Origin of the sequence: Ciceribacter sp. RN22, from assembly GCF_024054295.1 — a bacterium.
In the GTDB taxonomy this organism is placed as follows: Bacteria; Pseudomonadota; Alphaproteobacteria; order Rhizobiales; family Rhizobiaceae; genus Allorhizobium; species Allorhizobium lividum.
This window is the reverse complement of sequence record NZ_JAMXLD010000001.1, coordinates 306744-329517: the sequence shown is the minus strand read 5'-3', so window position 1 is coordinate 329517 and position 22774 is coordinate 306744. Positions and strand designations below refer to the sequence as shown.

Below are 22774 nucleotides of genomic sequence, written 5' to 3'. Positions count from 1 at the left end.
TCTCAAAGAAGGCGTCACGCCTCCTTGCCGGCCCCGGTGAACTGCCCGTGCGGACGGTACTGCACCAAGTAGGACGGCAGGACCGATTCCAGGGTAACCGGAGTGATCCCCATCGCTTCGAGTGTGCGACCTTCGGCCCTCGCCGCCTCGGAGACGACGTTGTCCTTCTTCAGGAGTTTCACCTGGTCGCCGGTGAGCGGCGGCTTCACGAAGGGCACGAGCGACATGAGGCCGGCGAGCAATGAAGCCACCCCGAACGGCAGACTCAGGAAACCGCGGCGGCGTTCGACCGTCGCAAGCATGATCTCCATGCATTCGCGGAAGGAGAGGATCTCGCGTCCGCCGAGTTCGTAGATCTTGCCTCGGTTGAGCTTGCCGTCGACGGAGCAGGCAACCGCTTCTGCGACATCACCGACGTGCACCGGCTGGAACCTGGTCTTGCCGCCGCCGATCAGCGGCAGGAACGGCGCCTTGCGGGCCATGGCGGCGAACTTGTTGAAGAAGCTGTCCTCGGGTCCGAAGATGATCGAGGGGCGCATGATCACGGCATCCGGCTTGGTCGAGAGGATTGCGGCCTCCGCCTTGCCCTTGGTAACCGCGTACTGCGATTCGGAGTTCACGTCGGCGCCGATCGCCGAAATATGGGTGAGGCTCGCGCCGGCATTGCGGGCCGCTTCCGCCACCGCGCGGGCGCCGAAGTCCTGGACGGCGTCGAAGCGGTTGCGTCCGCTCTCGAACAGGATACCCACGCAGTTGACGACATGGTTCGCGCCCTCGACTGCCTTGTCGACCGAGGCGCGGTAGCGCAGGTTGGCCTGGACGAGCGAGATCTGGCCGACATTGCCCAGCGGCAGCAGGAAGCCTGCGAGATCCGGCCGGCGGACCGCGACGCGGATGCGGTAGCCGCGGCGGGCGAGCGCGCGCACGATGTGCCGCCCGACGAAACCCGATCCACCAAACACGGTCACGAGCGGCGGAAGATTGGACAGGGTCATTGGCAGGCTCCCTCGGAGAGAATTGGGCAGTTTGACTTCAGGGTGTCTATTAGACGAATCGTTCCGCGACGTGAAGTGCCATCGCGCCGCAGAGAGGCCGTCTGGATCGGCGTTTCAGACGCCTTCCACGACAACCATCTCGGCATCCGCGACTTCCTGGCGGATCTTTGCGGCGATCTGGTACTCCGGCGAATTGTAGCAGTCGACGGCGGCCTGATGGGAGGGGAATTCAATGACCACGTTGCGTGCGCGGGCCTTCCCCTCGAGCTCGGTGAACGCGCCGCCGCGGGCGAGGAACGTGGCGCCATACTTCTCGAAGGCCGGTTTGGCTGCCGCGACATAATCCTTGTAACGCTCCGGATCGCGGATATCGACGCGGGCAATCCAGTAACCTTTGGGCATCCTGTCCTCCTGTCTGGTCTGTCCAGCGGTTTTGAGTGAATTCGACGGAGGGGTCAAGTTTGTTCATTTCGGGCTAACGTGCGGGCCCGTATGTTCCGGAATCACATCGCATTCGCAAAGGGAGACGACATTGAAGCCATGGTCCCGGTGGGAAGCGTCCGGTCGGACGGCCTTGCATGAATCCATTATGATCGCCGTCACGGCGATGATTTTCAGTTTGGGATGGTCGACGGACGCCCGGGCGAAGATGTGTGATGCGGCCTTCTACGAAAAGTTGAGAAGTGCGCCCGACGGCAAGGATGATCGGATCAATGTGGACTGCGACCTTCAACTGAGACCGGACGACGTGATTACCCGGAAGCTGGTGTTTGCCGGCGAGGCCGCTTCGGGGGTAAGCCTCGATTGTCAAGGAGCAACGCTCGGCAGTTCCAAGATGAAATACAGCGTAGGAGCGCCGACAGTCCTCGTCAGGTCTCAGAAGCTGCCCGGCGATTCCGGCTGGAGTGTTCCTCGAGACATACGCATCACGAACTGCAAAATCGTCGGAAACATACGTCTGACCGGTCTCGGCCCGAACGGCGAAGCAGAGGACGTACGAAAATCTTCCCTCACTCGCGATCACACCGCCAACGCGCAGCGGAACGCTCCCTCCGGCATCGAACTGACGAATATCTCCGTTGAAGCAGTCGGCACGATCCCCCTCTATTTCGGCCCGGGGGTGACGAAGTCGTCGCTGACGAACTCCACCATACGCGGGAAATCAGCGAAGACCGTGATCTACCTGGATGCGGAATCGGCCGAAAACGTCATCTCCGGCAATCGCTTCTCCATCAAGGCCGACCGCGAAATGATCGCCGTTGATGGCTCGGCGCGAAACGTCATCTCCGGCAACGTTTTCCGGAATCCCACGAAGGGCGGCATTTTCGTCTATCGCAACTGTGGAGAAGGGGGAACCATCCGCCACCAGGAACCCAGATCCAACCGGATCATCGACAATCGCTTCGTCTACCGTTCGAGTATCGTTGCCTATCCGGCAATCTGGCTCAATCACCGCGACGTCGGGAAATGGTACTGCAAGGTCGATCCGAGGTATCCCTTCGGCAGCAGCCTCGATCCCCGCGATCGGGCGGTCGATAACGTCCTCGCCGGAAACCGCTTTGAAGGCGCCATATCCCCCATGGTGCTCAACACCGAGCGAAAATAGCGGCGTCCGGATTGGTACTGAGGTCAGAGGACCTCGGCCATTTCGGCGAGGATGGCGCGCGCCGCTTCCTTCGGATCCGGCGCCTTGACGATGGGGCGGGCGACGACGAGATGGCTGGAACCCGCCTTCAGGGCGTCGGCGGGTGTCATGACCCGCTTCTGGTCACCGCGATCTGCACCGGCCGGCCGGATGCCCGGTGTGACAAGCGCCATGTCGGGACCAATGACCTTGCGAACGGCGCGCGCCTCTTCTGCCGAGCAGACGATGCCGCCCATGCCGGCCGCACGTGCCTGCTCGGCCCTGCGCAGGACGAGCGTGTGCGGATCGTATTCGTAGCCGGCCTCGATAAGATCGCCTTCGTCCATGGACGTCAGCACGGTCACTCCGAGCAGGCAGAGGCCGGAGCCCTTGGCGGCCTCGACCGCTGCACGCATCGCCTTCGGATAGGCGTGGAGCGTCAGCATCGACATGCCCATCTTCGCAATGTTCTCGACACCAGCCGCGACCGTGTTGTCGATATCGAGCAGCTTCATGTCGAGAAAGATCTTCTTGCCCGATGCGGCGAGATCGCGGGCAAACTCGAGTCCGCCGGCAAAGGCAAGCTGGTAGCCGATCTTGTAGAAGAGAATGTCGTCCGAAAGCTTGTCGACGATCGTTTCGGCTTCACGCAGCGTCGGTACGTCCAGTCCGACGATGAGGCGTTCTCGTGCGGTCAAGGGTTCACTCCCGGCCAGTTTTCCATCGCCGTCCAGTCGCACGTGACGCGGCGGTCCGCAAGGGAGAAGGTGAACATTGCCGGCTATGCCCGGCGATAAATCCAGAGCTGCGCCGGCGGGATGTTGCGGACGATGAAGTCGAAGTGCTGGATGTGATAGCTATGGGGCTTCGCAATGATCGGCGATACCGGTCCATAGGAAATCTGCACCACCGGGCGACCGGGCGGCAGCCGGTCGAGAAGCGATTCCAGAAGGCGGATTCGATCCTGCATCGGGAAGTTCAGAAGCGGAACGGCAGAGACCACGGAATCGAACTTCTGACCCGCGAGCGCGCCGAGCGTGCGGTCGAGATCGAAGGCATCGCCGTGGATGAAGTTCACTGCCGGATAAGTGTCCTTGAGGTGATTGTAGAAGTCTTCGGAATATTCGACGGAGACGAGTCTTTCCGCCGGTACGCCGCGGGCGAGGATCGCCTTGGTGATGACCCCGGTGCCAGGGCCGAGTTCTAGGACCGGCAACCCGGAGTTCGGATTGACGATGCTCGCCATTTTCTTTGCAGTGATCGAGGAGGTCGGGACAATGGCGCCAACCAGTTTCGGCCCTTGCATCATGCCCTTGAAGAACCGGATCTCCTCGTCGAACTTCTTTTCGAACCGTTCCTTCAAACGTCGTACCATGGCCTAATCCTCACCAGCGACCGGATGCGTGCGGCGGCAGTTACGCAGCCGCTTCGGCTATGTTGCGCTGCTTTGTCGCAAAAACAAGACTAAATGGCGCACACGGAGCAGAAATCCAGTGGAATCGCCCAGCCCCCTAGACGCGCATCGGCATCAGCACGTAGAGGGCGTCGTCGCCGGCCGTGTCGCGAACGAGCGTCGGCGATCCGGCGTCGGCGAGCATGAAGATCGCATCGTCGCCGGAAAGCTGCGCGGTGATGTCGAGCAAGTACTTGGCGTTGAAGCCGATCTCCATCGGGTCGTTTTCGTATCCGACCGCGACCTCTTCGGTCGCGCTGCCGGAGTCGGGATTGTTGACCGTCAGCATCAGGTGACCGTCGGAGAGCGCGAGTTTCACCGCACGCCCGCGTTCCGACGAGATGGTCGATACGCGGTCGACCGCCTGCGCAAAGGTCTGGCAGTCGACGCGCATTTCCTTGTCGTTCGCTGTCGGAATGACGCGCTGATAGTCGGGAAAGGTGCCGTCGATCAGCTTCGAGGTCATGACGATCGAGCCGATGGTGAAGCGAATCTTCGCATCCGAAACTTCGATCGTGACGACGAGATCGGGATTGTCGACCAGCTTCTGCAATTCGCCGACGGTCTTGCGCGGGATGATGATCCCCGGCATGCCCTCCGAGCCGGACGGTGCTTCCACGTCGGCACGCGCCAGCCGGTGCCCGTCAGTCGCCACTGCCCGGAGCTTCAACGCACCCGCACTCTCGATCGTGTGCAGGAAAATGCCGTTCAGATAGTAGCGGGTCTCTTCCGTCGAGATCGCGAACTGCGTGCGATCGATCAGCATCTTGAGATCGGAGGCCTTCAGTTTGAAGGCGTGGCTGAAAGTGCCGGCGGTGAGATCCGGGAAGTCGGATTCCGGCAGGCACTGCAGCGAAAACTTGGAGCGACCGGAGGCGACCGTCATCGAGGCGCCGTCCGGCGTGGTGGCCAGCAAGACCTCGGCCCCGTCCGGCAGCTTGCGGACGATCTCATAAAGGAGGTGGGCCGGCACGGTCGTCGCGCCTGCCTGCTCGACCATGGCAGGGGTTGCCTCGGTGATCTCGAGGTCCAGGTCGGTGGCCTTCATGTCGAGGCTGGCGCCCTCCGCCCGCAGCAGCACGTTCGACAGGATCGGGATGGTGTTGCGACGTTCGACCACGCGATGGACATGGTTCAGCGATTTGAGGAGGTTGGACCGTTCAAGAGTGATACGCATAGACTTTACCGCTTTCGACCTGTCGCCATCCGGGGAGCTGGGATGGCCGCAATATGACGCCGCGCTGTTCGTCGGCCCGAGAATGTGGACGCGCAAAATGGCAGCAAAAGGCGGTCGATTGCAAGAGGCATCGCGCGTGAGCGCGTGGATTGCGCACGACGGCCTTGTCGGAAGGCGGACGCTGAACCATAAAGGCCCTTGCCATCCCCGAAAGGACGCCCATCGTGACTGACATCCGGAAGAACGCCGAGGCGTCCCCGAAGACCTACCGCCTCTATGATACGGTGATCGCCGCGCGGCCGCTCGAACCTGCGCTCTATCTGGTCGCAACGCCGATCGGCAACCTCGGTGACATTACTCTGCGGGCGCTCGAGGTGCTTGCCGGCGCGGACGTGCTCGCCTGCGAAGACACGCGTGTGACCCGCGTTCTGCTGGATCGCTACGGCATCCATAACCGGCCGATCGCCTATCACGAACACAATGCAGAGGCGGCAGGTCCGAAGCTGCTTGCGGCGCTTGCGGAGGGAAGATCCGTGGCACTGGTTTCCGATGCCGGCACGCCGCTGGTTTCAGATCCCGGCTACCGACTTGGGCGCATGGCGATCGAGGCCGGTTGCCGCGTAGTGCCGATTCCTGGTCCGTCGGCGCCGCTCGCCGCTCTCGTCGGTTCCGGCCTGCCGAATGACGCCTTCTTCTTCGCGGGGTTCCTGCCGACAAAGGACAAGGCGCGACGGAACCGGCTGGAGGAGGTGCGGCAGGTTCCCGGTACGCTGCTGTTCTTCGAGTCGCCGCATCGCATCGGAGACACGCTGGCCGCCGCCGCCGATGTACTCGGTGCTGCGCGTCCAGCTTGCGTATGCCGCGAATTGACCAAGACCTTCGAGGAATTCCGGCGCGGCACTCTCGCAGAGCTCGCGGCCTACTACGACGGCGACCGGGTCGTGAAGGGCGAAATCGTCTTGGTGATTGGCCCGCCCGCTCCCCCGGAGGCGCCGGCGCAGGACGACGTCGACACGCTCCTGAAGCGCCTTGCTGTCGATCTCCCCGCCGGCAAGGCGGCAACCGAGGCGGCAAGGCAGACGGGCCTGCTCCGCAAGGACCTTTACCAGCGGATTCTCGAGCTCAAGGTCGAGAAATGAGCAAAGGCCGGCTGGAGGAGAGAAAACCCGACGGTCGGCGGCTCAAGGCAGAACGACGCGGGCGCTTTTCCGAGTACGTTGCGGCGCTTTTTCTTCTTATCAAGGGGTACCGCATCGTCGCCTTGCGCTTTCGTACCCGCGCCGGAGAGATCGACATCATCGCGCGCAAGGGCGCACTTGCGGTCTTCGTGGAGGTGAAAGCCCGGCGACTGGAACGTAGCGCAGTCGATGCCGTAAGCTTCCATACCCAGAAGCGCATACGCGCGGCGAGCGCGATCTGGCTCTCGCGGCAACGGGACGCGGCGGAGTTGTCGCTCCGATATGACATTATCGCTGTCCGTCCCGCTCGCATTCCTCGACACTTCGAGGATGCTTTCTAAGCATGCGTTGCCTGGAGCAAATCCTCCAAATTGTCACGGGAATGACATAGAAGTTTTAAGGTGGCGTCACAGAAGCCGAATATGCACTCCTCACCCCAATATTGGCGGAGAGGATTTTTCCATGTTCAAGAAGCTTTCACTGGCGACCGTCGCCCTGTCGATGACCGCCTCGACCTCGTTTGCCGCGACCAACATCACCTGGTGGCACGGTATGGGTGGCCGCAACGGCGAAGTCATCAACGAGGTGGCCCAGAAATTCAACGAGGCTCAGAGCGAATGCGCGCTGACGCCGGTCTCCAAGGGTACCTACGAAGAAGCCCTGTCCGCCGGCATCGCGGCCTTCCGTTCCGGTGAGCAGCCGAACATCCTGCAGGTTTTCGATGCAGGCGCTGCCACCATCATCAACGCCAAGGGCGCTGTCGTTCCGGCCGAAGATCTGATCAAGAATGCCGGCTATGATTTCAATCGCGACGACTTCATCGAAGGCGTCCGCTATTTCTACGCCGACTCCACCGGCAAGTTCGTCGGCATGCCGTTCAACTCTTCGGCGCCGATCATGTACGTGAACACCGACGCCCTGACGAAGGCCGGTGTCGAAGCTCCGAAGACCTGGGAAGAGTTCGAAGCCATTGCTCCGAAGCTGAAAGAGGCCGGCTACATCCCGCTCGTCCAGTCGCAGCTCACCTGGGAATTCACCGAGAATTTCTTCTCACGCCATAACCTGCAATTCGCCTCGAACAACAACGGCTATGACAGCGTCACGGACACGACGATCAACGTCACCGATCCGAACCACGTCATGATGTATGAAAAGCTGAAGGCCTGGTACGACCAGGGACTGTTCGGCTATTACGGCGCCGGCTGGTCGGACAACCAGAAACCCTTCGAAGAAGGCAAGGTTGCGCTGTGGATCGGTTCCTCGGGTTCGTTCGGTGGCCTGCAGAAGACTGCGACCATGCCTTTCTCTGCAACCTTCCTGCCCTACTGGAAGTCGATCATTCCGGAAGGCGTTCACACCTTCATCGGCGGCGCCTCGCTGTTCGCCATGGCCGGCAAGCCGGAAGCCGAAAACAAGTGTGTCGCATCCTTCTTCCACTTCCTGACCTCGCCTGAGATCCAGAAGTTCTATCACCAGTCGACCGGCTACGTCGCCATCACCAAGGCAGCTTACGAGCTCGCCAAGAAGGAAGGCTACTACAACGAGAAGCCGGCCGCCGAAGTCGGTATTCAGCAGCTCTCGCTGCCGGGCGCCGAGTGGGACAAGGGCTATCGCATGGGCTTCTATCCGCAGATCCGCACCGTGATGGAACGCGAGTACAACCGCATCTTCTCCGGCGAAACCACGCCGAAGGATGCGATGGAAGCCATCAAGAAGGAAGCCGACGAGCTGCTCGCCCGCTTCGCCAAGACCGCCGGCTGATTTCCGGAACCTGATGTGTTGAGCTCCCGGGGGTTTTCGCCCCCGGGGTTTGCTTTGAAAGGCACCCGATGAAGCGCGTCCAGTTTTCTTCGCGATTTCTGCCCTATCTGTTCCTGCTGCCGCAGTTCGCGATCATCGTGATTTTCTTCTACTGGCCGTCGGCCCAGGCAATCCGTTCTTCGTTCTTCATCGAAGATCCGTTCGGCTTCGGTGAGAGCTTCGTTGGCTTGAGCAACTACACCGACGCCCTGAGCTCGCCGGAATATCTCAAGATCGCCCGCTTCACGATCGCCTTCAGCCTGATCGTGACGTTCCTGACGTTGTCGCTCGGCTTGCTGCTGGCGCTGAAGGCCGATGCCGTCATCCGCGGCCAGTCTGCATACAAGACGCTGCTGATTGTCGTCTATGCCATTGCCCCGCCGGTCGCGGGCCTGATCGGCATGATGTTCTTCGACCAGCATATCGGCCCCTTCGTGCACTTCGTCGCACTGTTCGGGTGGGACATGAAGGTCGGCATCAACTACTTCGACACGGCATTCGCCATGGTGGCGGTCGCCGTCTGGAACCAGATCCCCTACAATTTCATCTTCTTCCTGTCCGGCCTGCAGGGCATTCCCGCTTCCATCCGTGAGGCGGCGGCGATCGACTGCAAGTCCGGTACGCGGCGATTCTGGACGGTCATCCTGCCGCTGCTGACCCCGACGGCCTTCTTCCTACTGGTCATCGACATGACCTATTCGCTGTTCGACACCTTCGGCGTGATCGACGTGATCGTGAAGGATAAGGCGGCCAACAACCCGATCACGCTGGTCTACAAGGTCTATCTCGACGGCTTCCGCGGCAATGACCTCGGTTCGTCCTCGGCCCAGTCGGTGATCCTGATGGTGGTAGTGCTGGTGCTGACTCTGATCCAGTTCCGCTTCATCGAACGCCGCGTTCACTACGGTTGAGGAGGGGCGCATGTACCGAACCAAGTTCTTCGACCACCTGATCCTGATCGCCGGGGTCGTCCTGATGCTGGGGCCGCTGGCGGTCGCCTTCACCACCTCCACGCACAGCGCTGCGGAAATTCACTCCAAGGGTCTGATGTTGGCGATCGGCGACCAGTTCGACGAAACCTATAGCAAGGTGCTGTTCCATGGCGGCGGCTTTACAGGCCAGGTCACCGGCCTGACCATGGCGTGGAACTCGCTGATCCTCGGCGTCGGCTTTGCCGTCGGCAAGATCGTGCTCTCGATGATGGCGGCCTATGCCATCGTCTATTTTCGCTTCCGTCTCGCGACCCTGGCCTTCTGGCTGATCTTCACGACGCTGCTCCTGCCGCTCGAGGTGCGCATCATGCCGTCCTACCAGGTCATGAGCGAGCTCGGGCTGTTGAACACCCATACCGGGCTCATCCTGCCGCTGCTCGCGTCGGCGACCGGAACCTTCTTCTTCCGGCAGTTCTTCAAGTCCGTGCCGGAGGAGTTGCTCGAGGCTGCGCGCATAGATGGCGCGGGACCGATCAAGTTCTTCATCGACGTTCTGGTGCCGTTGTCGCGCACCATGATCGCGGCGGTCTTCATCATCATGTTCGTTTACGGTTGGAACCAGTATCTCTGGCCGTTGCTGATGACGACGGACGAGAGCTTCTACACCCTGATGCGCGGCATCAAGCAGATCCTTCAGGTCTGGGTCGGCTCGCAGATTCCCGACTACAACGAGGCATTCGCCATGGCCGTTCTCGCCATGCTGCCGCCCGTAATCGTCGTCGTGATCTTCCAGAGCTGGTTCATCAAGGGCCTGACGGAAACCGACAAATAGGAAAGGCTGAGCTCATGGCTTCCATTCACATCGACCAGGTTTCGAAGATTTATGACGGCGGCGTGCATGCTGTGAAGGCGATCGACATCGAGATCGGCGATGGCGAGTTCATCGTGCTGGTCGGGCCTTCGGGTTGCGGCAAGTCCACCCTGCTGCGGATGGTCGCGGGGCTGGAGACCATCTCGGAAGGCACAGTCCGCATCGATGACCGCATCGTCAATCAGATGGAGCCTGCGGACCGCGACATCGCCATGGTATTCCAGAACTATGCGCTCTATCCGCACATGACGGTCTACGACAATCTCGCCTATGGCCTGAAGAACCGCAAGACGCCGAAGGCGGAGATCGAGGCGCGTGTCGCGGAAGCCGCCCGCATGCTGGAGATTGAGCCCTATCTCAAGCGCAAGCCCAGGGCGCTCTCGGGCGGCCAGCGCCAGCGTGTCGCCATGGGCCGCGCCATCGTCCGCAAGCCGGCAGCCTTTCTCTTCGATGAGCCGCTTTCGAATCTCGATGCGAAACTGCGCGTGACCATGCGCGGCGAGATTCGCCGACTGCAGCGGCGTCTCGGTACCACGGCGCTCTACGTGACGCACGACCAGTTGGAAGCGATGACACTTGCCGATCGCCTCGTGGTGCTGAACGCCGGCCGGATCGAGCAGATCGGCACGCCGCTGGAGGTCTATCGCAATCCCGCCTCAACCTTTGTCGCGAGCTTCATAGGTTCGCCTGCGATGAACCTCGTCAAGGGCGTGCTCGATGGCGACCGCCTGCGGATCGGCGAAACGAGCATTGCGACTGGGCGACATGCAGTCGTTTCCGGGCCGGTGACCGTCGGTGTGCGTGCCGAGGACCTTGTCGTCGCCGCGGAAGGTACGCCGTCGTTGCCGTTCGCCGTCGATTACATCGAGGAGCTCGGCGCACATCGCCTTGTTCACGGGTTCGTCGCCGGCCAGCCGTTGACGGTCACCCTCGGTCTCGAAACAGAGATCGCATCGGACATGCGGGTGACGGCACCTGCCGAACGGCTGCATTTCTTTGCGGCCGATACAGGCCGGCGGATCGAGCCTTTCGCAGAGATGCCGCCGGTCGCGTCCACCAATGACGTTCGGCACGGCGTCCTTTCAGCTTGATCAGACGCTTCCGACCGGGAGACCAGTCTCCGGGAAAGGTCGAAATCGCCGGTTGTAGACAATTTTAGCGAGCGCGCTAATCGTGTTCTTACGCCTGCCTGCTACTTCCTCACGAAACCAACGTCTTCGAGGGATGGAACATGGCTCTGAAGCTTCTTCTCGTCAGCATGGCAGGTGCGCTCGCCACACTGCCGAAGGAACAGCAGCCCGGAGAGAAGCCGCCTGTGGTTGCGGCGAACAGTGGCATGTTGGCGCTGAGGCCTGCTCCGATCAATCCGGACTGGATCATTCGCGGAACGCCCGTCGCGCGCGTCGGGGATCACTCGACGAGTACGGACGAGGCGAGCTCGACGGCCGTCTGGGATTGCACCGCCGGCGAGTTCCGCTGGTACTTCGGCTGGGACGAGACTGTGGTGATCCAGGAGGGCGAGGTTCATGTCACGGCGGAAGACGGCAGCGAAAGAGTACTGAAGGCCGGCGACATCGCCTATTTCCGCGGCGGCACCTGGGCGACCTGGCGGATCGACAATTACGTCCGCAAGATCGCCTTCCTGCGCAAGCCGTTTCCGGAACCGCTCGCGACCCTCTACAGGATTCGCAACGCACTGCGCTCTCCGTCTGGTCGGGGCTTTTTCGGTTGAACCGAGGTTCAGAAAATTAGGACGCCGCGACGTTGCCATCGCGGCGGCGGCGACCTACATCTGACCTGCTTTCAACGAGGGGCAGGCAATGGCGAAGATCACCAATATCGCGGTCCAGATGGACCATGTGTCCGGCATCGGAATTGCAGGCGACTCCACCTTCGCGATGAGTCTCGAGGCGCAGGCGCGTGGCTACCGTCTGTTTCATTACACGCCCGACCGGCTGACCATGCGTGACGGGCGGGTTTTTGCGACCGTCGAGCCGATGGAGCTGCGCGACGTCAAGGGCGACCACTTCACGCTTGGAGCGCCGGAGCGCGTCGACCTCTCCACGATGGATGTCGTCCTGCTGCGGCAGGACCCGCCGTTCGACATGGCCTACATCACCTCGACCCATCTTCTCGAACGGATTCATCCGAAGACGTTGGTCGTGAACGATCCGGCCTGGGTCCGTAATTCGCCGGAGAAGATATTCGTCACCGAGTTTGCCGACCTGATGCCGCCGACGCTGATTACCCGCGACAACGACGAGATCGCGCGCTTCCGTGAGGAAATGGGCGATATCATCTTGAAGCCGCTCTATGGCAATGGTGGCGCCGGCGTCTTCCATACCACCCGCGACGATCGCAATTTCTCCTCGCTGCTGGAAATGTTCCATCAGGTCTTCCGTGAGCCCTTCATCGCGCAGGCTTACCTGCCGGACGTCCGCAAGGGCGACAAGCGCATCATCCTCGTTGACGGGGAACCGGTGGGCGCAATCAACCGCGTGCCGGCCGAGACTGACAGCCGTTCCAATATGCATGTCGGCGGACGTGCCGAGGCGACGGAACTGACGGCGCGGGAGAAGGAAATCTGCGCCCGTATCGGTCCGGCGTTGAGAGAGCGCGGTTTCCTCCTCGTCGGCATCGACGTGATCGGCGACTACATGACGGAGATCAACGTCACGTCGCCGACCGGCCTCCGTGAAGTGAAGCGTTTCGGTGGCGCTGACATTGCCGCCCTGCTGTGGGACGCAATCGAGAGAAAGCGCGCCTGAGACTGCCGGGCGGCGTTACTGCCCACGGCGTACGATGTTTGTTCTCGGATGCAACCGATCTAAAACCTATGCGGGAATATTGCGCACATCTGTTCTGCAAATGTTCTTGTCATTGCCTGAAATCCGTGTCAGTGTTCGATCGGTAGCGCGCGGAAGATGTATTTTCCCGCCATGCCAGGGGGCAGATCGAGGGGGCGGGCGATGGTTGCGCGTGTCAGTACGGTTGCATTTCAGGGCATCGAAGGGGTTCCTGTCGACGTGCAGGTGATGGTCGCGCCGGGCAAGATCGGCATGCAGATCGTCGGTCTGCCAGACAAGGCGGTCGCCGAGAGTCGCGAACGGGTGCAAGCGGCCTTGCATGCTTCGGGGCTCGCTTTGCCGCCGAAGCGCGTCACGGTCAACCTCGCACCGGCCGACCTGCCTAAGGAAGGTTCGCATTTCGATCTTCCCATTGCGCTCGGCCTCATGGCGGCACTCGGCGCCATTCCCGGTGATGCGCTTTCGGATTACGTGGTCATCGGCGAACTCAATCTCGACGGAACAATTGCCCCGATTGCCGGTGCGCTGCCGGCGGCGATTGGCGCCAATGCGCTTGGCAAGGGTCTGATCTGCCCCGCCGACAGCGGACCCGAGGCGGCGTGGGCCGGGGCGGAGATCGACATTCTGGCGCCGCGTAGCCTGATTGCGCTCGCCAATCACTTTCGGGGAACCCAGGTGCTCTCGCGACCCGAGCCGGCCGTTCGTGCGCTTTCCGCCAATCTGCCAGATCTCGCCGACATTCGCGGTCAGGAGAGTGCGAAGCGTGCTCTCGAAGTGGCGGCAGCCGGCGGCCACAACCTCCTGATGGTTGGTCCTCCCGGTTCCGGCAAATCCATGCTGGCCTCGCGCCTGCCGTCGATCCTGCCCGCTCTCTCTGCGCCCGAGCTCCTCGAAGTCTCGATGATCCATTCGATCGCCGGGCAACTGTCCGGCGGCAAGCTCTCCGACCGGCGACCGTTTCGCACGCCGCATCATTCCGCCACGATGGCGGCTCTCGTCGGCGGCGGGTTGCGGGCGAAGCCCGGAGAGGCGTCACTCGCCCACAAAGGCGTGCTTTTTCTCGACGAGCTGCCGGAATTCGCGCCGCAGGTGCTCGATGCATTGCGGCAGCCACTGGAAACGGGTGAATGCGTGATCGCCCGTGCCAACCATCGTGTCACCTATCCCGCCGATTTCCAGCTGATAGCGGCCATGAATCCGTGCCGCTGCGGGCTTGCGGGCGAGCCGGGGCACAGCTGTGCCAGAGGGCCGCGCTGTCTCACCGAGTATCAGGGGCGGATTTCCGGTCCACTGATGGACCGGATCGATATTCGCATCGACGTCCCCGCAGTCGCGGCAACCGATCTTATCCGCCCGATGGCCGCCGAGCCGAGTGCGGAGGTCGCGCGGCGCGTCCGGCGGGCACGGGATCGGCAGCGGGAGCGTTTCGCGTTGGCCGGGCTGCCAGAGGTCATGACCAATGCCCGCTGCTCGACGGCGTTGATCGAAACGCTCGCAGAGCCTGACCCGTCCGGCCTGCAACTCCTGCGTGATGCGGCGGAGAAGTTCCGATTCTCGGCCCGCGGCTACCACCGTGTCCTGAAAGTCGCCCGTACGCTTGCCGACCTCGACGGCGCCGACCGGCTGGGGCGTATCCATGTCGCCGAGGCGATTTCCTATCGTATTCCCTCCGAGCGTTTGTCGGCGGCGGCGTAAACAATCAAGATCCGGCCGCCCGAAGGGACGGCCGGATCAGCGGCAGATGATTCTTGATGGCGGATCGCGAAGGCGCGTGCCTCAGCCTCCGAGTCCTTCGAAGAGTGCGGTCGAAAGATAGCGCTCGGCAAAGGAGGGAATCACGACGACGATGGTTTTGCCGGCGTTTTCTTCGCGTTGGCCGATCTTGATTGCCGCCGCGAGGGCAGCACCGGAAGAGATGCCGACCGGCACGCCTTCGAGACGGGCGACGAGACGTGCATTCTCGAAGGCCTCGTCGTTGGTTACCGTGACGATCTCGTCATAGATCGTCGTATCGAGGATCTTCGGAGCGAAGCCGGCACCGATGCCCTGGATTTTGTGAGGACCGGGGTTGCCGCCGGACAGGACCGGGCTGTCTGCGGGTTCGACGGCAACGACCTTGAGCGAAGGCTTGCGGGCCTTCAGCACCTGGCCGACGCCGGTGATGGTGCCGCCGGTGCCGATGCCGGAGACGAAGATGTCGACGGCGCCGGCGGTGTCGTTCCAGATCTCCTCGGCCGTCGTCTTGCGGTGAATTTCAGGGTTGGCCGGATTCTCGAACTGCTGCGGGATGACGGCGTCGGGCAGCTCGGAAACGAGCTCCTCTGCCTTGGCGATCGCGCCCTTCATGCCCTTGGGGCCCTCCGTCAGCACCAGTTCGGCCCCGAGCAGTGCGAGCATCTTGCGGCGCTCGATCGACATGGTTTCCGGCATGGTGAGGATCAGCCGGTAACCCTTGGCGGCCGCCGCGAAGGCAAGCGCGATCCCGGTATTGCCGGAGGTCGGTTCCACCAGCACCGTCTTGCCGGGGTTGATCTTGCCTTGCTGTTCGAGCGACTCGATCATGGCGAGACCGATGCGGTCCTTGACCGAGGCGAGCGGGTTGAAGAATTCGAGCTTGGCGAGCAGGTTCGCCTTGACACCCTTTTCCTTCGCCAGCTTGTCGAGCCGGACGATCGGCGTGTCGCCGATGGTTTCGAGAATGGAGCTGTAAACACGGCCGCGGCCGGGCTTCTTCGTGTCGGACATGGTGCTCTCCCTGCAGTACGGTTTTGGTGAGCGCACAATAGGATCAAAGTCCCCACCCGGCTAGAACCCTTTGCCTACGGCAAGTCGTCGGGGGAGAAAAATCACGCCGGTTGGGCGAAGGTCTCAAATATTTATTTCAGGCGGATCGGACAGCGATATAGGCGGCGGTGCTCGCCAGAATGCTGCCGGCCACGCGGTTCAGGAGCTTGAGCGCAGAAGGCTGCTTGAGCAGGGTGCGTGCGCGTGCCGCAAGCACGATATAGGGGATGAGCACGGCCAGCAGAACGACGAAAGTGATACCGGCAAGTGCGGCATAGTCCGCCGGTCCGATCGACTGGAGCGGGATCAGCGTCGGCACCAGAGCGACGTAGAAGAGCATCGTTTTCGGATTGCCGAGCGTCACGAAAAGACCCGAGAGGAAGGAGGCACCAAGGCCGCCGCCCTTGCGCGCCTGGACCTCCTGCGGCAGCAGGCCGGCCGTCCAGAGCTTGTAGGCGATGTAGCCGAGATAGACGGCGCCGGCATATTTGATGACGAGGAAGGGCGTCACAAAGGTCTGGGCCACATAGGAGAGGCCGAGGACGACCGCCGTCAGGTAGCAGAGATCGCCAAGGATCAGCCCGAGCCCCATGAAGAAGGTCGGACGGAAGCCCGAGCCGAGCGCCCGCGCCACGATCGCCGTCATACCGGGGCCGGGAATGGCTGCCGCGATGAAGAGTGCGCCGGCATAGGCGAGCAGCGTGGCGGCGGTCATGACGGGCTCCCCGGTCGGATGAACGAATGTTCGCACGGCTAACCGATCAGCGGCAAACTTGCAACGGTGACACGATCATGGTTGCCGGTGTCGTTTCCTTCTGCTTTCCACTTGTGCAGCCTTTCATTGAAGAGACACGCCATGCCGTCCACCGCCTCGCTTCTCGCCTTTGGTCTCATCTGTCTCGGTATGGTGCTCACTCCGGGACCGAACATGGTCTACCTCGTGTCGCGATCGATCTGCCAGGGGCCGGCAGCGGGTCTCGTCTCTCTCGGCGGCGTGGCGCTCGGTTTCGTCTTCTACATGCTGTCGGCGGCGCTCGGCATCACCGTTCTGGTGCTGGCGGTACCTTATGCCTATGACGCCCTGCGCCTTGCAGGTGCCGCCTATCTCGCATGGCTTGCGTGGCAGGCATTGCGACCGGGCGGGCGCTCACCCTTTCAGGTTCGCGAGCTGCCGAAGGATTCGTCCCGGCGCCTGTTCACGATGGGGTTCGTCACGAGCCTGCTTAATCCGAAGGTGGCGGTGCTGTACCTGTCGCTGCTGCCGCAGTTCATCGATCCGTCTTCCGGCAGCGTGTTTGTTCAATCGGTGGTTCTCGGGTTCACCCAGATCACGATCAGCGTCACCGTCAACGCCATGATCGCGGTGAGTGCCGGCGCGATCGCGCTCTTTCTCGCCGGGCGACCGTTCTGGATGACCATTCAGCGCTGGCTGATGGGAACGGTTCTCGCCGGGCTTGCAGTGCGCATGGCAACGGAAGCCCAGCGCTGACGGCTCAGAACAGCGGTCGCATGAAGCTCCGCTCGTAGCTGAGGATGCAACGGGTCTCGTCCGCATAGGCGAAAGCCGACTGGCATTCGATGTCGTCGGCCATCTTCTGCCGGTACGCCTCGTAGTCGGCGAGCGAAGGAAAGCTGAACAGCGCCAGCGCGATGTTGTTTGCGCCCTCATGTGGCAGGAAATAGCCGTGGTGCGTGCCACCGAGCCGCTCGACCAGCGGTATCCAGAGCCGCGCATAGTGCTCGAATTCCCTGACCTTGTAGGGATCGATCACATAGCGGAGATAGCAGGTTATCATCGTTGCGAGACCTTTCTTTTCGGCAGGAGAAGCGCTCTTGGCGCGAGATTGAGCGTGGTCGCGATGGCCGCGAACAAAATGGCAGCACCACCGAGCGCCTGCACGGGCGTCAATACATGTCCGAACGCGGACATGTCCACGATCACTGCCACGACCGGATAGAGAAAGGACAGCGTGCCGGTCATGACGACCGGCAGCTTCTGGATCGCCGAATAGAGAAACGCATACATCACTCCGGTGTGGACGATGCCAAGCGTCGCCACCATGGCCCAGTCTCGGGGCGCCGACGGCAGGGCTTGCCAGTCGGCGAGGGGCGCCAGCATGACAATGCCGGTGAGCACCTGGATCAGCGCGATCAGATAGGGGGACGTGCCCTTGAGCCGCTTGGTCAAAAAGGCGGCCACCGCATAGCAGAAGGCAGCGGCGACCGCGAGCAGGATGCCCAGCAGATAATTGCCCTGGGCGTTCCCTTCCACCGGTGGGCCGGATAGCGTCATGGCCAGCATGCCGGCAAAGGCGAGCCCGAGCCAGACGAGCTTGCTGGCGGAGACCTTTTCGTCGAGGAAGAGAACGCCGAGACCGACGAGCATGAAGGGCTGGACATTGTAGACGATCGTTGCCGCCGAGATGGAAGCGAGCGGATAGGCCGAGAAGAGGGCGAGCCAGTTCAGGACGAGTGCGACACCACCGAGCATGGCCAAGAGCAGGCGGCGCCAGTCGAGCAGAGTGAGCATGCCCGCACGGCGCGCGAGCAGCGCGAGAACCGGAGCGCCGATCAGGCAGCGCAGGAAGACAACATTGACGGGCGACTGCCCCGACTTCAGGACGAACCAGCCGATGGTGCCGGACAGCACCATGGCAATGGTCATATCGAGGATTCCGCTCTTGATGATAGGGGACATGGCAACCTCCTTGGATGGTTGCAGTCTAGTGAAGACGAATGCGGATTTGCTTTCTCGAAATGAGGTATACAATACTGGAGGCAGAATAAAGTTAGGAGAAACGCCGGTGAATACGCATTTCCTTCAGTTTCTGGATGGCGCCGACCGGAAGATTGTCGAAGCGCTTGCCGAAGACGCTCGCCTTTCGCTCAAGGAACTTGCCGCCCGCGCCGGGCTCTCCTCCCCGACCTGCTCGGAGCGGCTGCGACGGCTCGAAGAGCGCGGTGTGCTCATTGGCTACAGCGCGGATGTGGAGCTGGAAGCGCTCGGCTATCCCTTGCAGGCGATTGTCCGCGTGCGGCCGTTGCCCGGCATGCTGCATATCGTCGAGCGGATCATTCAGGAGACGCCGGAGATTACGGAGGCCGACAAGGTGACGGGTGACGACTGCTTCATTTGCCGCATGGCCGTGCGCAGCATGACCGATCTGGACCGCATCCTCGAACGCGTGGTGGAGCGGGCGCAGACGAACACGTCGATGATCAAGTCGACGACCGTCAAGCGGCGTCTGCCGCCGGTTATTTAGACGCCGGTCGAGCCGAAACCGCCGGCACCGCGCACGGTCGTAGAAGTCTCCGTGACCTCCGTGATGCGCGCCTGCGTGACCGGCGCTATCACCATCTGGGCGATCCGCATGCCCCGACCGATCTCGAATGGTTCGCCGCCGAGATTGACGAGAAGCACCTTGACCTCGCCGCGATAGTCGCTGTCGATGGTGCCTGGCGTGTTGAGGCAGGTGACGCCGTGCTTGAAGGCGAGCCCGGAACGCGGACGTATCTGCGCCTCGAAGCCTTCGGGGATCTCCATGACGAAGCCGGTCGGAACCAGAGCCCGCTGGCCGGGCACAAGCGTCATCGGAGCGCCCTCGGCAACGGCCGCGCGCAGGTCCATGCCGGCGGCCCCCGCCGTCTCATAGGAGGGCAGGGGGATGTCCTCTCCATGGGGAAGACGGAGAAGCTTGACGGTCGGGCGAATGTCGTTGTGGATGTTCATGCTTCCATTACTTTGCGCGCGATCTCCCGAGGTCAATTGCAATGCCGGCCTTTAATCGCTAGATACGCGGCAATTCACAGGATTCACACTCATGGCTGAAACGCTTGCAGAGGCGGTATCCCGCCGCCGCACCTTCGCGATTATCGCGCACCCGGACGCCGGTAAGACGACGCTCACCGAAAAGCTGCTGCTGTTCGGCGGGGCGATCCAGCTCGCCGGCGAGGTGAAGGCGAAGAAAGATCGCATCCAGACACGTTCGGACTGGATGAAGATCGAGCGCGAACGCGGCATTTCGGTCGTGACATCCGTCATGACGTTCGAATACGACGGCAAGGTCTTCAATATCCTCGATACACCCGGTCACGAAGACTTCGCCGACGACACCTATCGCACGCTGACCGCGGTCGATGCTGCCGTCATGGTCATCGACGCCGCCAAGGGTATCGAGCCGCGGACGCTGAAGCTCTTCGAAGTCTGCCGCATGCGCGACATTCCGATCATCACGTTCGTGAACAAGATGGACCGCGAAAGCCGTGATCCCTTCGAGATTTTGGACGAAGTGGAGGAGAAGCTGGCCCTCGACACCGCACCGGTCACCTGGCCGGTCGGCCGCTCGAAGACCTTCTGCGGTTCCTACAATCTGGCAGACAACACGTTCCGCGGTTCCGACACCCAGGTCGAGCCGTTGAAGGTCAATGGCCCGCAGAGCGTCGCCGAACACCTGCCGGAGAATGAACGGCAAGCCTTCATCGAGGAACTGGAGCTTGCCCGCGAGGCCTGCCGTCCGTTCGACCGCAAGGCGTTTCTCGAAGGCCACATGACGCCGGTCTTCTTCGGTTCGGCGCTACGCAACTTTGGTGTTCGTGACCTCATCAACGCGCTCGGCGCATTCGCGCCACCGCCGCGCGACCAGGTGGCAGACATCCGCACGGTGCACGCTGCCGAAGACCGGATGACGGCCTTCGTCTTCAAGATTCAGGCCAACATGGATCCGAACCATCGCGACCGCATTGCCTTTGCCCGCATCTGCTCGGGCAAGCTGGAGCGCGGCATGAAGGCGCGGCTGTCGCGCACCGGAAAGCAGATGGGGCTGACGGCTCCTCAGTTCTTCTTCGCCTCCCAGCGCCAGCTTGCCGACACCGCCTATGCGGGCGACGTGGTCGGTATTCCGAACCATGGCACACTCCGGATCGGCGACACGCTGACCGAAGGGGAGCCGTTGGTCTTCCAGGGCGTGCCGAACTTCTCGCCGGAAATCCTGCGCCGCGTACGGCTCGAGGACGCGATGAAGGCGAAGAAACTGAAGGAAGCGCTGCAGCAGATGGCGGAGGAGGGCGTGGTGCAGCTCTTCCAGCCGGAGGACGGGTCGCCGGCGATCGTCGGCGTGGTCGGCGCTCTGCAGCTCGACGTCCTGAAGGAGCGGCTTTCTGCGGAATACGGCCTGCCGGTTTCCTTCGACATGCCGCGCTTCTCCGTCTGTCGCTGGATCTCCGCTGATCAGCCGGCCGAACTCGAAAAGTTCATGACCCAGCAGCGGGGCAATATGTGCCGCGACCTCGACGGCGATCCGGTGTTCATGGCGCAGGACGCTTTTTCGCTTCGCTACGAGGCGGAGCGGTACCCTGCCATCAAGATGGTCGCCATCAAGGAATATCACGTCGCCAAGGCGGCGTGAGTTCCTATCGGTCGGCGAGCGCCAGACGTAACCCGAGGACCGCGAAAGCACCGGAAAACGACCGGCGTAGCCACAGCTGCAGCCGAGGCCGGCTGATGACGTGGCGCCGCGTGGCCGCGGCGAAGACGCCATAGCCGATGAAGACCACGAAGGTCAGCACCATGAAGACGCCGGCCAGCACCAGCATGTGCAGGGATGCGTTCGGCGTGTTCGCCGGCACGAATTGCGGCAGGAAGGCGAGAAAGAAAAGCGACAGCTTCGGATTGAGGATGTTGAGGAGCAGGCCGTCGAGGATGATCTTGCTTGCTCCCGATGATGCGCGGGCCGAGGTGACCTGAAGCACACCCTCGTCCCGCCATATGCCCCATGCCATGAAGAGCAGATAGGCGACCCCGAGATACTTGACGCCTGAAAGGCGAGCGCGCTTGCATGAAGGAGGGCGGCAAGACCGGTAATGCTCGCCGCGACATGGGGAATGATGCCGAGCGTGCAGCCGAAGGCCGCGATCACGCTCGCCCGCCAGCCGGCGCCGAGGCCATGGGCAATCGTGTAGATGACGCCGGTGCCGGGCAGAAGGATGATGATCAGCGACGTCATGAGGTATTCAGGGGTCATTGCAGCTCTCCTTGCATGGGAGGGCAAAGCAAACACCGGAACACGGCCGCCGGTCTTGAACAGAATTGCAGCAGGCTTTCAGTGGACGGCCGCGGCATAGGCGCCGGGTGTCACCCCGTATCGCTGCACGAAGGCGCGGGTCATATGACTCTGATCGGCGAAGCCGCTTGTCGCTGCCGCCTCCGCAAGCGGAGAGCCAGCGTCGATGAGGCGTCGTACCATGTCGATCCGCCGCTGGATCTGGTAGGCGTGCGGCGTGAACCCGGTCTGCCTCACGAATGCTCGCAGCAGCTGAAATTTGCTGACGCCGGCTTCCTGCGCCAGTCTTCCGAGAGTTACCGGGCGCGCTGGATCGTCATCCAGCAGTCTTGCAGCGCGTCGGATGCCGGCACTCTTCGTCGCGGCCGCCGTCGCGCGCGGCCGCAACACGGAGGCGACGAGTGCCAGAAGTCCTGTTTCGCCCTCGAGAAACGCCCCGTCGTCTGCCGTCGTCGTGGCAAACAACTGTCGAAAGCGCCCCGCGAGGCGGGCGTCACGGATGACCGGATGTTCGAACTCGAACGTCCCACTGCCGCCGTCGGTGATGTCCAGTGTCGCGGCCGCTATTGTCTCCGGCAGGAGGTAGAGCATCTGCCAGAAACGACCGTGGTCTCCGATCGGTGCGCCGTCGTGCACTTCGCCGGGATTGACGGTGATGATGTCGCCCGGGCCCGCCTCCACCACGCCGCGCCCGCTCAGGGACTTCTGCGCACCCCGGCGGATGATCCCGACACCGAAGGCGTCGTGGGTGTGGCGCGGGAAGCTGTGTTGCGTGTCGGCAGTGACCGCGGTCACGCCGAAAAGCGCAGTGTTCGCAATTTTGAATCGGCCCTTACTCATGCACGCGACGGCTCCGAAATGCTGGCTGGGTGGGCTCTGCCAGCGTCATGCAGAGTGCCAGTTTCGTCTTCCAGCGGCAACCGTCCTGCGACAGTCTGGGTGACAGCCGCGGCGATCTGTGCGACAGAAAGGCGAGACAGGGGCGTCCGCCGGCAGGCGGGCTGAGAAGGACCCTTTGAACCTGAACCAGATCATGCTGGCGGAGGGAGTCGTTTCGGGGCGAGGCCTGCAGTGCCGAAGTCTTGTGACCTCTC

24 protein-coding genes, 1 pseudogene and 1 riboswitch are annotated in these 22774 nt (G+C 62.3%); of the genes and pseudogenes, 13 read left to right on the top strand and 12 right to left on the bottom strand.

From position 1 onward, the window contains the following. Positions 1-14: 14 nt before the first annotated feature. Together NHF53_RS01630 and NHF53_RS01625 are read right to left on the bottom strand one after the other, a co-directional pair. A complete protein-coding gene (locus tag NHF53_RS01630; protein ID WP_252832838.1) occupies positions 15-995 on the bottom strand; it encodes a complex I NDUFA9 subunit family protein in 981 nt (326 codons plus the stop codon). Positions 996-1109: 114 nt separating this feature from the next. Next, entirely contained in the window at positions 1110-1397 is a 288-nt protein-coding gene (locus tag NHF53_RS01625) for a DUF1330 domain-containing protein (RefSeq protein WP_112685799.1), read from the bottom strand. Positions 1398-1428: 31 nt separating this feature from the next. On the opposite strand from NHF53_RS01625, the gene NHF53_RS01620 reads away from it, so the two are divergent. Next, entirely contained in the window at positions 1429-2601 is a 1173-nt protein-coding gene (locus NHF53_RS01620; protein WP_252832837.1) for a NosD domain-containing protein, read from the top strand. A gap of 23 nt (positions 2602-2624) precedes the next feature. Here NHF53_RS01620 and pyrF read toward each other — a convergent pair whose 3' ends face one another. The 3 genes from pyrF to dnaN all read right to left on the bottom strand — a co-directional run bounded on the left by pyrF (position 2625) and on the right by dnaN (position 5249). Then, positions 2625-3317, bottom strand: coding sequence for an orotidine-5'-phosphate decarboxylase (gene pyrF / locus NHF53_RS01615; protein WP_252832836.1), 693 nt, complete (start codon positions 3315-3317; stop codon positions 2625-2627). Between the two features lie 83 nt (positions 3318-3400). Further along, entirely contained in the window at positions 3401-3994 is a 594-nt protein-coding gene (gene pmtA, locus NHF53_RS01610) for a phospholipid N-methyltransferase PmtA (RefSeq protein ID WP_114363640.1), read from the bottom strand. Between the two features lie 136 nt (positions 3995-4130). Beyond that, positions 4131-5249, bottom strand: coding sequence for a DNA polymerase III subunit beta (gene dnaN / locus NHF53_RS01605; RefSeq protein WP_252832835.1), 1119 nt, complete (start codon positions 5247-5249; stop codon positions 4131-4133). Between the two features lie 233 nt (positions 5250-5482). On the opposite strand from dnaN, the gene rsmI reads away from it, so the two are divergent. The 9 genes from rsmI to NHF53_RS01560 all read left to right on the top strand — a co-directional run bounded on the left by rsmI (position 5483) and on the right by NHF53_RS01560 (position 14532). After that, positions 5483-6388 carry a 16S rRNA (cytidine(1402)-2'-O)-methyltransferase gene (rsmI, locus tag NHF53_RS01600; protein WP_374591136.1) on the top strand — a complete coding sequence of 302 codons (906 nt, stop codon included), beginning with the start codon at positions 5483-5485 and terminating at the stop codon, positions 6386-6388. After that, the gene (locus NHF53_RS01595; RefSeq protein ID WP_252832834.1) at positions 6385-6768 is read left to right on the top strand and encodes a YraN family protein; all 384 of its coding nucleotides are present in this window, start codon (positions 6385-6387) and stop codon (positions 6766-6768) included. Before rsmI ends, NHF53_RS01595 begins: the two co-directional genes overlap by 4 nt. Before the next feature lie 121 nt (positions 6769-6889). Further along, entirely contained in the window at positions 6890-8188 is a 1299-nt protein-coding gene (locus tag NHF53_RS01590; protein ID WP_252832833.1) for an extracellular solute-binding protein, read from the top strand. A gap of 68 nt (positions 8189-8256) precedes the next feature. Next, positions 8257-9138 carry an ABC transporter permease subunit gene (locus tag NHF53_RS01585; RefSeq protein WP_252832832.1) on the top strand — a complete coding sequence of 294 codons (882 nt, stop codon included), beginning with the start codon at positions 8257-8259 and terminating at the stop codon, positions 9136-9138. A gap of 10 nt (positions 9139-9148) precedes the next feature. After that, positions 9149-9991: a sn-glycerol-3-phosphate ABC transporter permease UgpE gene (gene ugpE, locus NHF53_RS01580; protein ID WP_252832831.1), complete on the top strand. Its 843-nt coding sequence runs from the start codon at positions 9149-9151 to the stop codon at positions 9989-9991. A 14-nt stretch (positions 9992-10005) separates the two neighbouring features. Beyond that, complete coding sequence (locus NHF53_RS01575; protein WP_252832830.1) at positions 10006-11121, top strand: sn-glycerol-3-phosphate import ATP-binding protein UgpC; 1116 nt, start codon at positions 10006-10008, stop codon at positions 11119-11121. A 140-nt stretch (positions 11122-11261) separates the two neighbouring features. Then, positions 11262-11762 (top strand): cupin domain-containing protein, encoded by a 501-nt coding sequence (locus tag NHF53_RS01570; protein WP_252832829.1) that lies wholly within the window; start codon positions 11262-11264, stop codon positions 11760-11762. A gap of 88 nt (positions 11763-11850) precedes the next feature. Further along, the gene (gene gshB / locus NHF53_RS01565; RefSeq protein WP_252832828.1) at positions 11851-12798 is read left to right on the top strand and encodes a glutathione synthase; all 948 of its coding nucleotides are present in this window, start codon (positions 11851-11853) and stop codon (positions 12796-12798) included. A 201-nt stretch (positions 12799-12999) separates the two neighbouring features. After that, complete coding sequence (locus NHF53_RS01560) at positions 13000-14532, top strand: YifB family Mg chelatase-like AAA ATPase (protein WP_252832827.1); 1533 nt, start codon at positions 13000-13002, stop codon at positions 14530-14532. 81 nt (positions 14533-14613) lie between these two features. On the opposite strand, the gene cysK is transcribed toward NHF53_RS01560, so the two are convergent. Continuing rightward, positions 14614-15582 carry a cysteine synthase A gene (gene cysK / locus NHF53_RS01555; RefSeq protein ID WP_252832826.1) on the bottom strand — a complete coding sequence of 323 codons (969 nt, stop codon included), beginning with the start codon at positions 15580-15582 and terminating at the stop codon, positions 14614-14616. Between the two features lie 136 nt (positions 15583-15718). Beyond that, positions 15719-16336 (bottom strand): LysE family translocator, encoded by a 618-nt coding sequence (locus NHF53_RS01550; RefSeq protein ID WP_252832825.1) that lies wholly within the window; start codon positions 16334-16336, stop codon positions 15719-15721. Positions 16337-16477: 141 nt separating this feature from the next. Between NHF53_RS01550 and NHF53_RS01545 the strand changes: the two genes are divergently transcribed. Continuing rightward, positions 16478-17110 (top strand): LysE family translocator, encoded by a 633-nt coding sequence (locus NHF53_RS01545; protein ID WP_252832824.1) that lies wholly within the window; start codon positions 16478-16480, stop codon positions 17108-17110. A gap of 4 nt (positions 17111-17114) precedes the next feature. On the opposite strand, the gene NHF53_RS01540 is transcribed toward NHF53_RS01545, so the two are convergent. Further along, positions 17115-17417: an NIPSNAP family protein gene (locus tag NHF53_RS01540; RefSeq protein WP_114363600.1), complete on the bottom strand. Its 303-nt coding sequence runs from the start codon at positions 17415-17417 to the stop codon at positions 17115-17117. Continuing rightward, positions 17414-18319: a DMT family transporter gene (locus tag NHF53_RS01535; RefSeq protein WP_252832823.1), complete on the bottom strand. Its 906-nt coding sequence runs from the start codon at positions 18317-18319 to the stop codon at positions 17414-17416. Before NHF53_RS01535 ends, NHF53_RS01540 begins: the two co-directional genes overlap by 4 nt. 106 nt (positions 18320-18425) lie before the next feature. On the opposite strand from NHF53_RS01535, the gene NHF53_RS01530 reads away from it, so the two are divergent. Then, positions 18426-18884, top strand: a complete 459-nt coding sequence (locus NHF53_RS01530) for an Lrp/AsnC family transcriptional regulator (protein ID WP_252832822.1) — start codon at positions 18426-18428, stop codon at positions 18882-18884. Here NHF53_RS01530 and dut read toward each other — a convergent pair. Then, positions 18881-19351: a dUTP diphosphatase gene (dut, locus tag NHF53_RS01525; RefSeq protein WP_114363597.1), complete on the bottom strand. Its 471-nt coding sequence runs from the start codon at positions 19349-19351 to the stop codon at positions 18881-18883. The genes NHF53_RS01530 and dut overlap by 4 nt on opposite strands. Positions 19352-19442: 91 nt before the next feature. Between dut and NHF53_RS01520 the strand changes: the two genes are divergently transcribed. After that, positions 19443-21026, top strand: a complete 1584-nt coding sequence (locus tag NHF53_RS01520; RefSeq protein WP_252832821.1) for a peptide chain release factor 3 — start codon at positions 19443-19445, stop codon at positions 21024-21026. Between the two features lie 4 nt (positions 21027-21030). Here NHF53_RS01520 and NHF53_RS01515 read toward each other — a convergent pair. After that, positions 21031-21641 (bottom strand): annotated as a pseudogene (locus NHF53_RS01515) (LysE family translocator). A gap of 78 nt (positions 21642-21719) precedes the next feature. Beyond that, positions 21720-22520 (bottom strand): AraC family transcriptional regulator, encoded by an 801-nt coding sequence (locus NHF53_RS01510; RefSeq protein WP_252832820.1) that lies wholly within the window; start codon positions 22518-22520, stop codon positions 21720-21722. Positions 22521-22648: 128 nt separating this feature from the next. Then, a riboswitch (TPP riboswitch) is annotated at positions 22649-22745 on the top strand. Positions 22746-22774 lie beyond the last annotated feature (29 nt).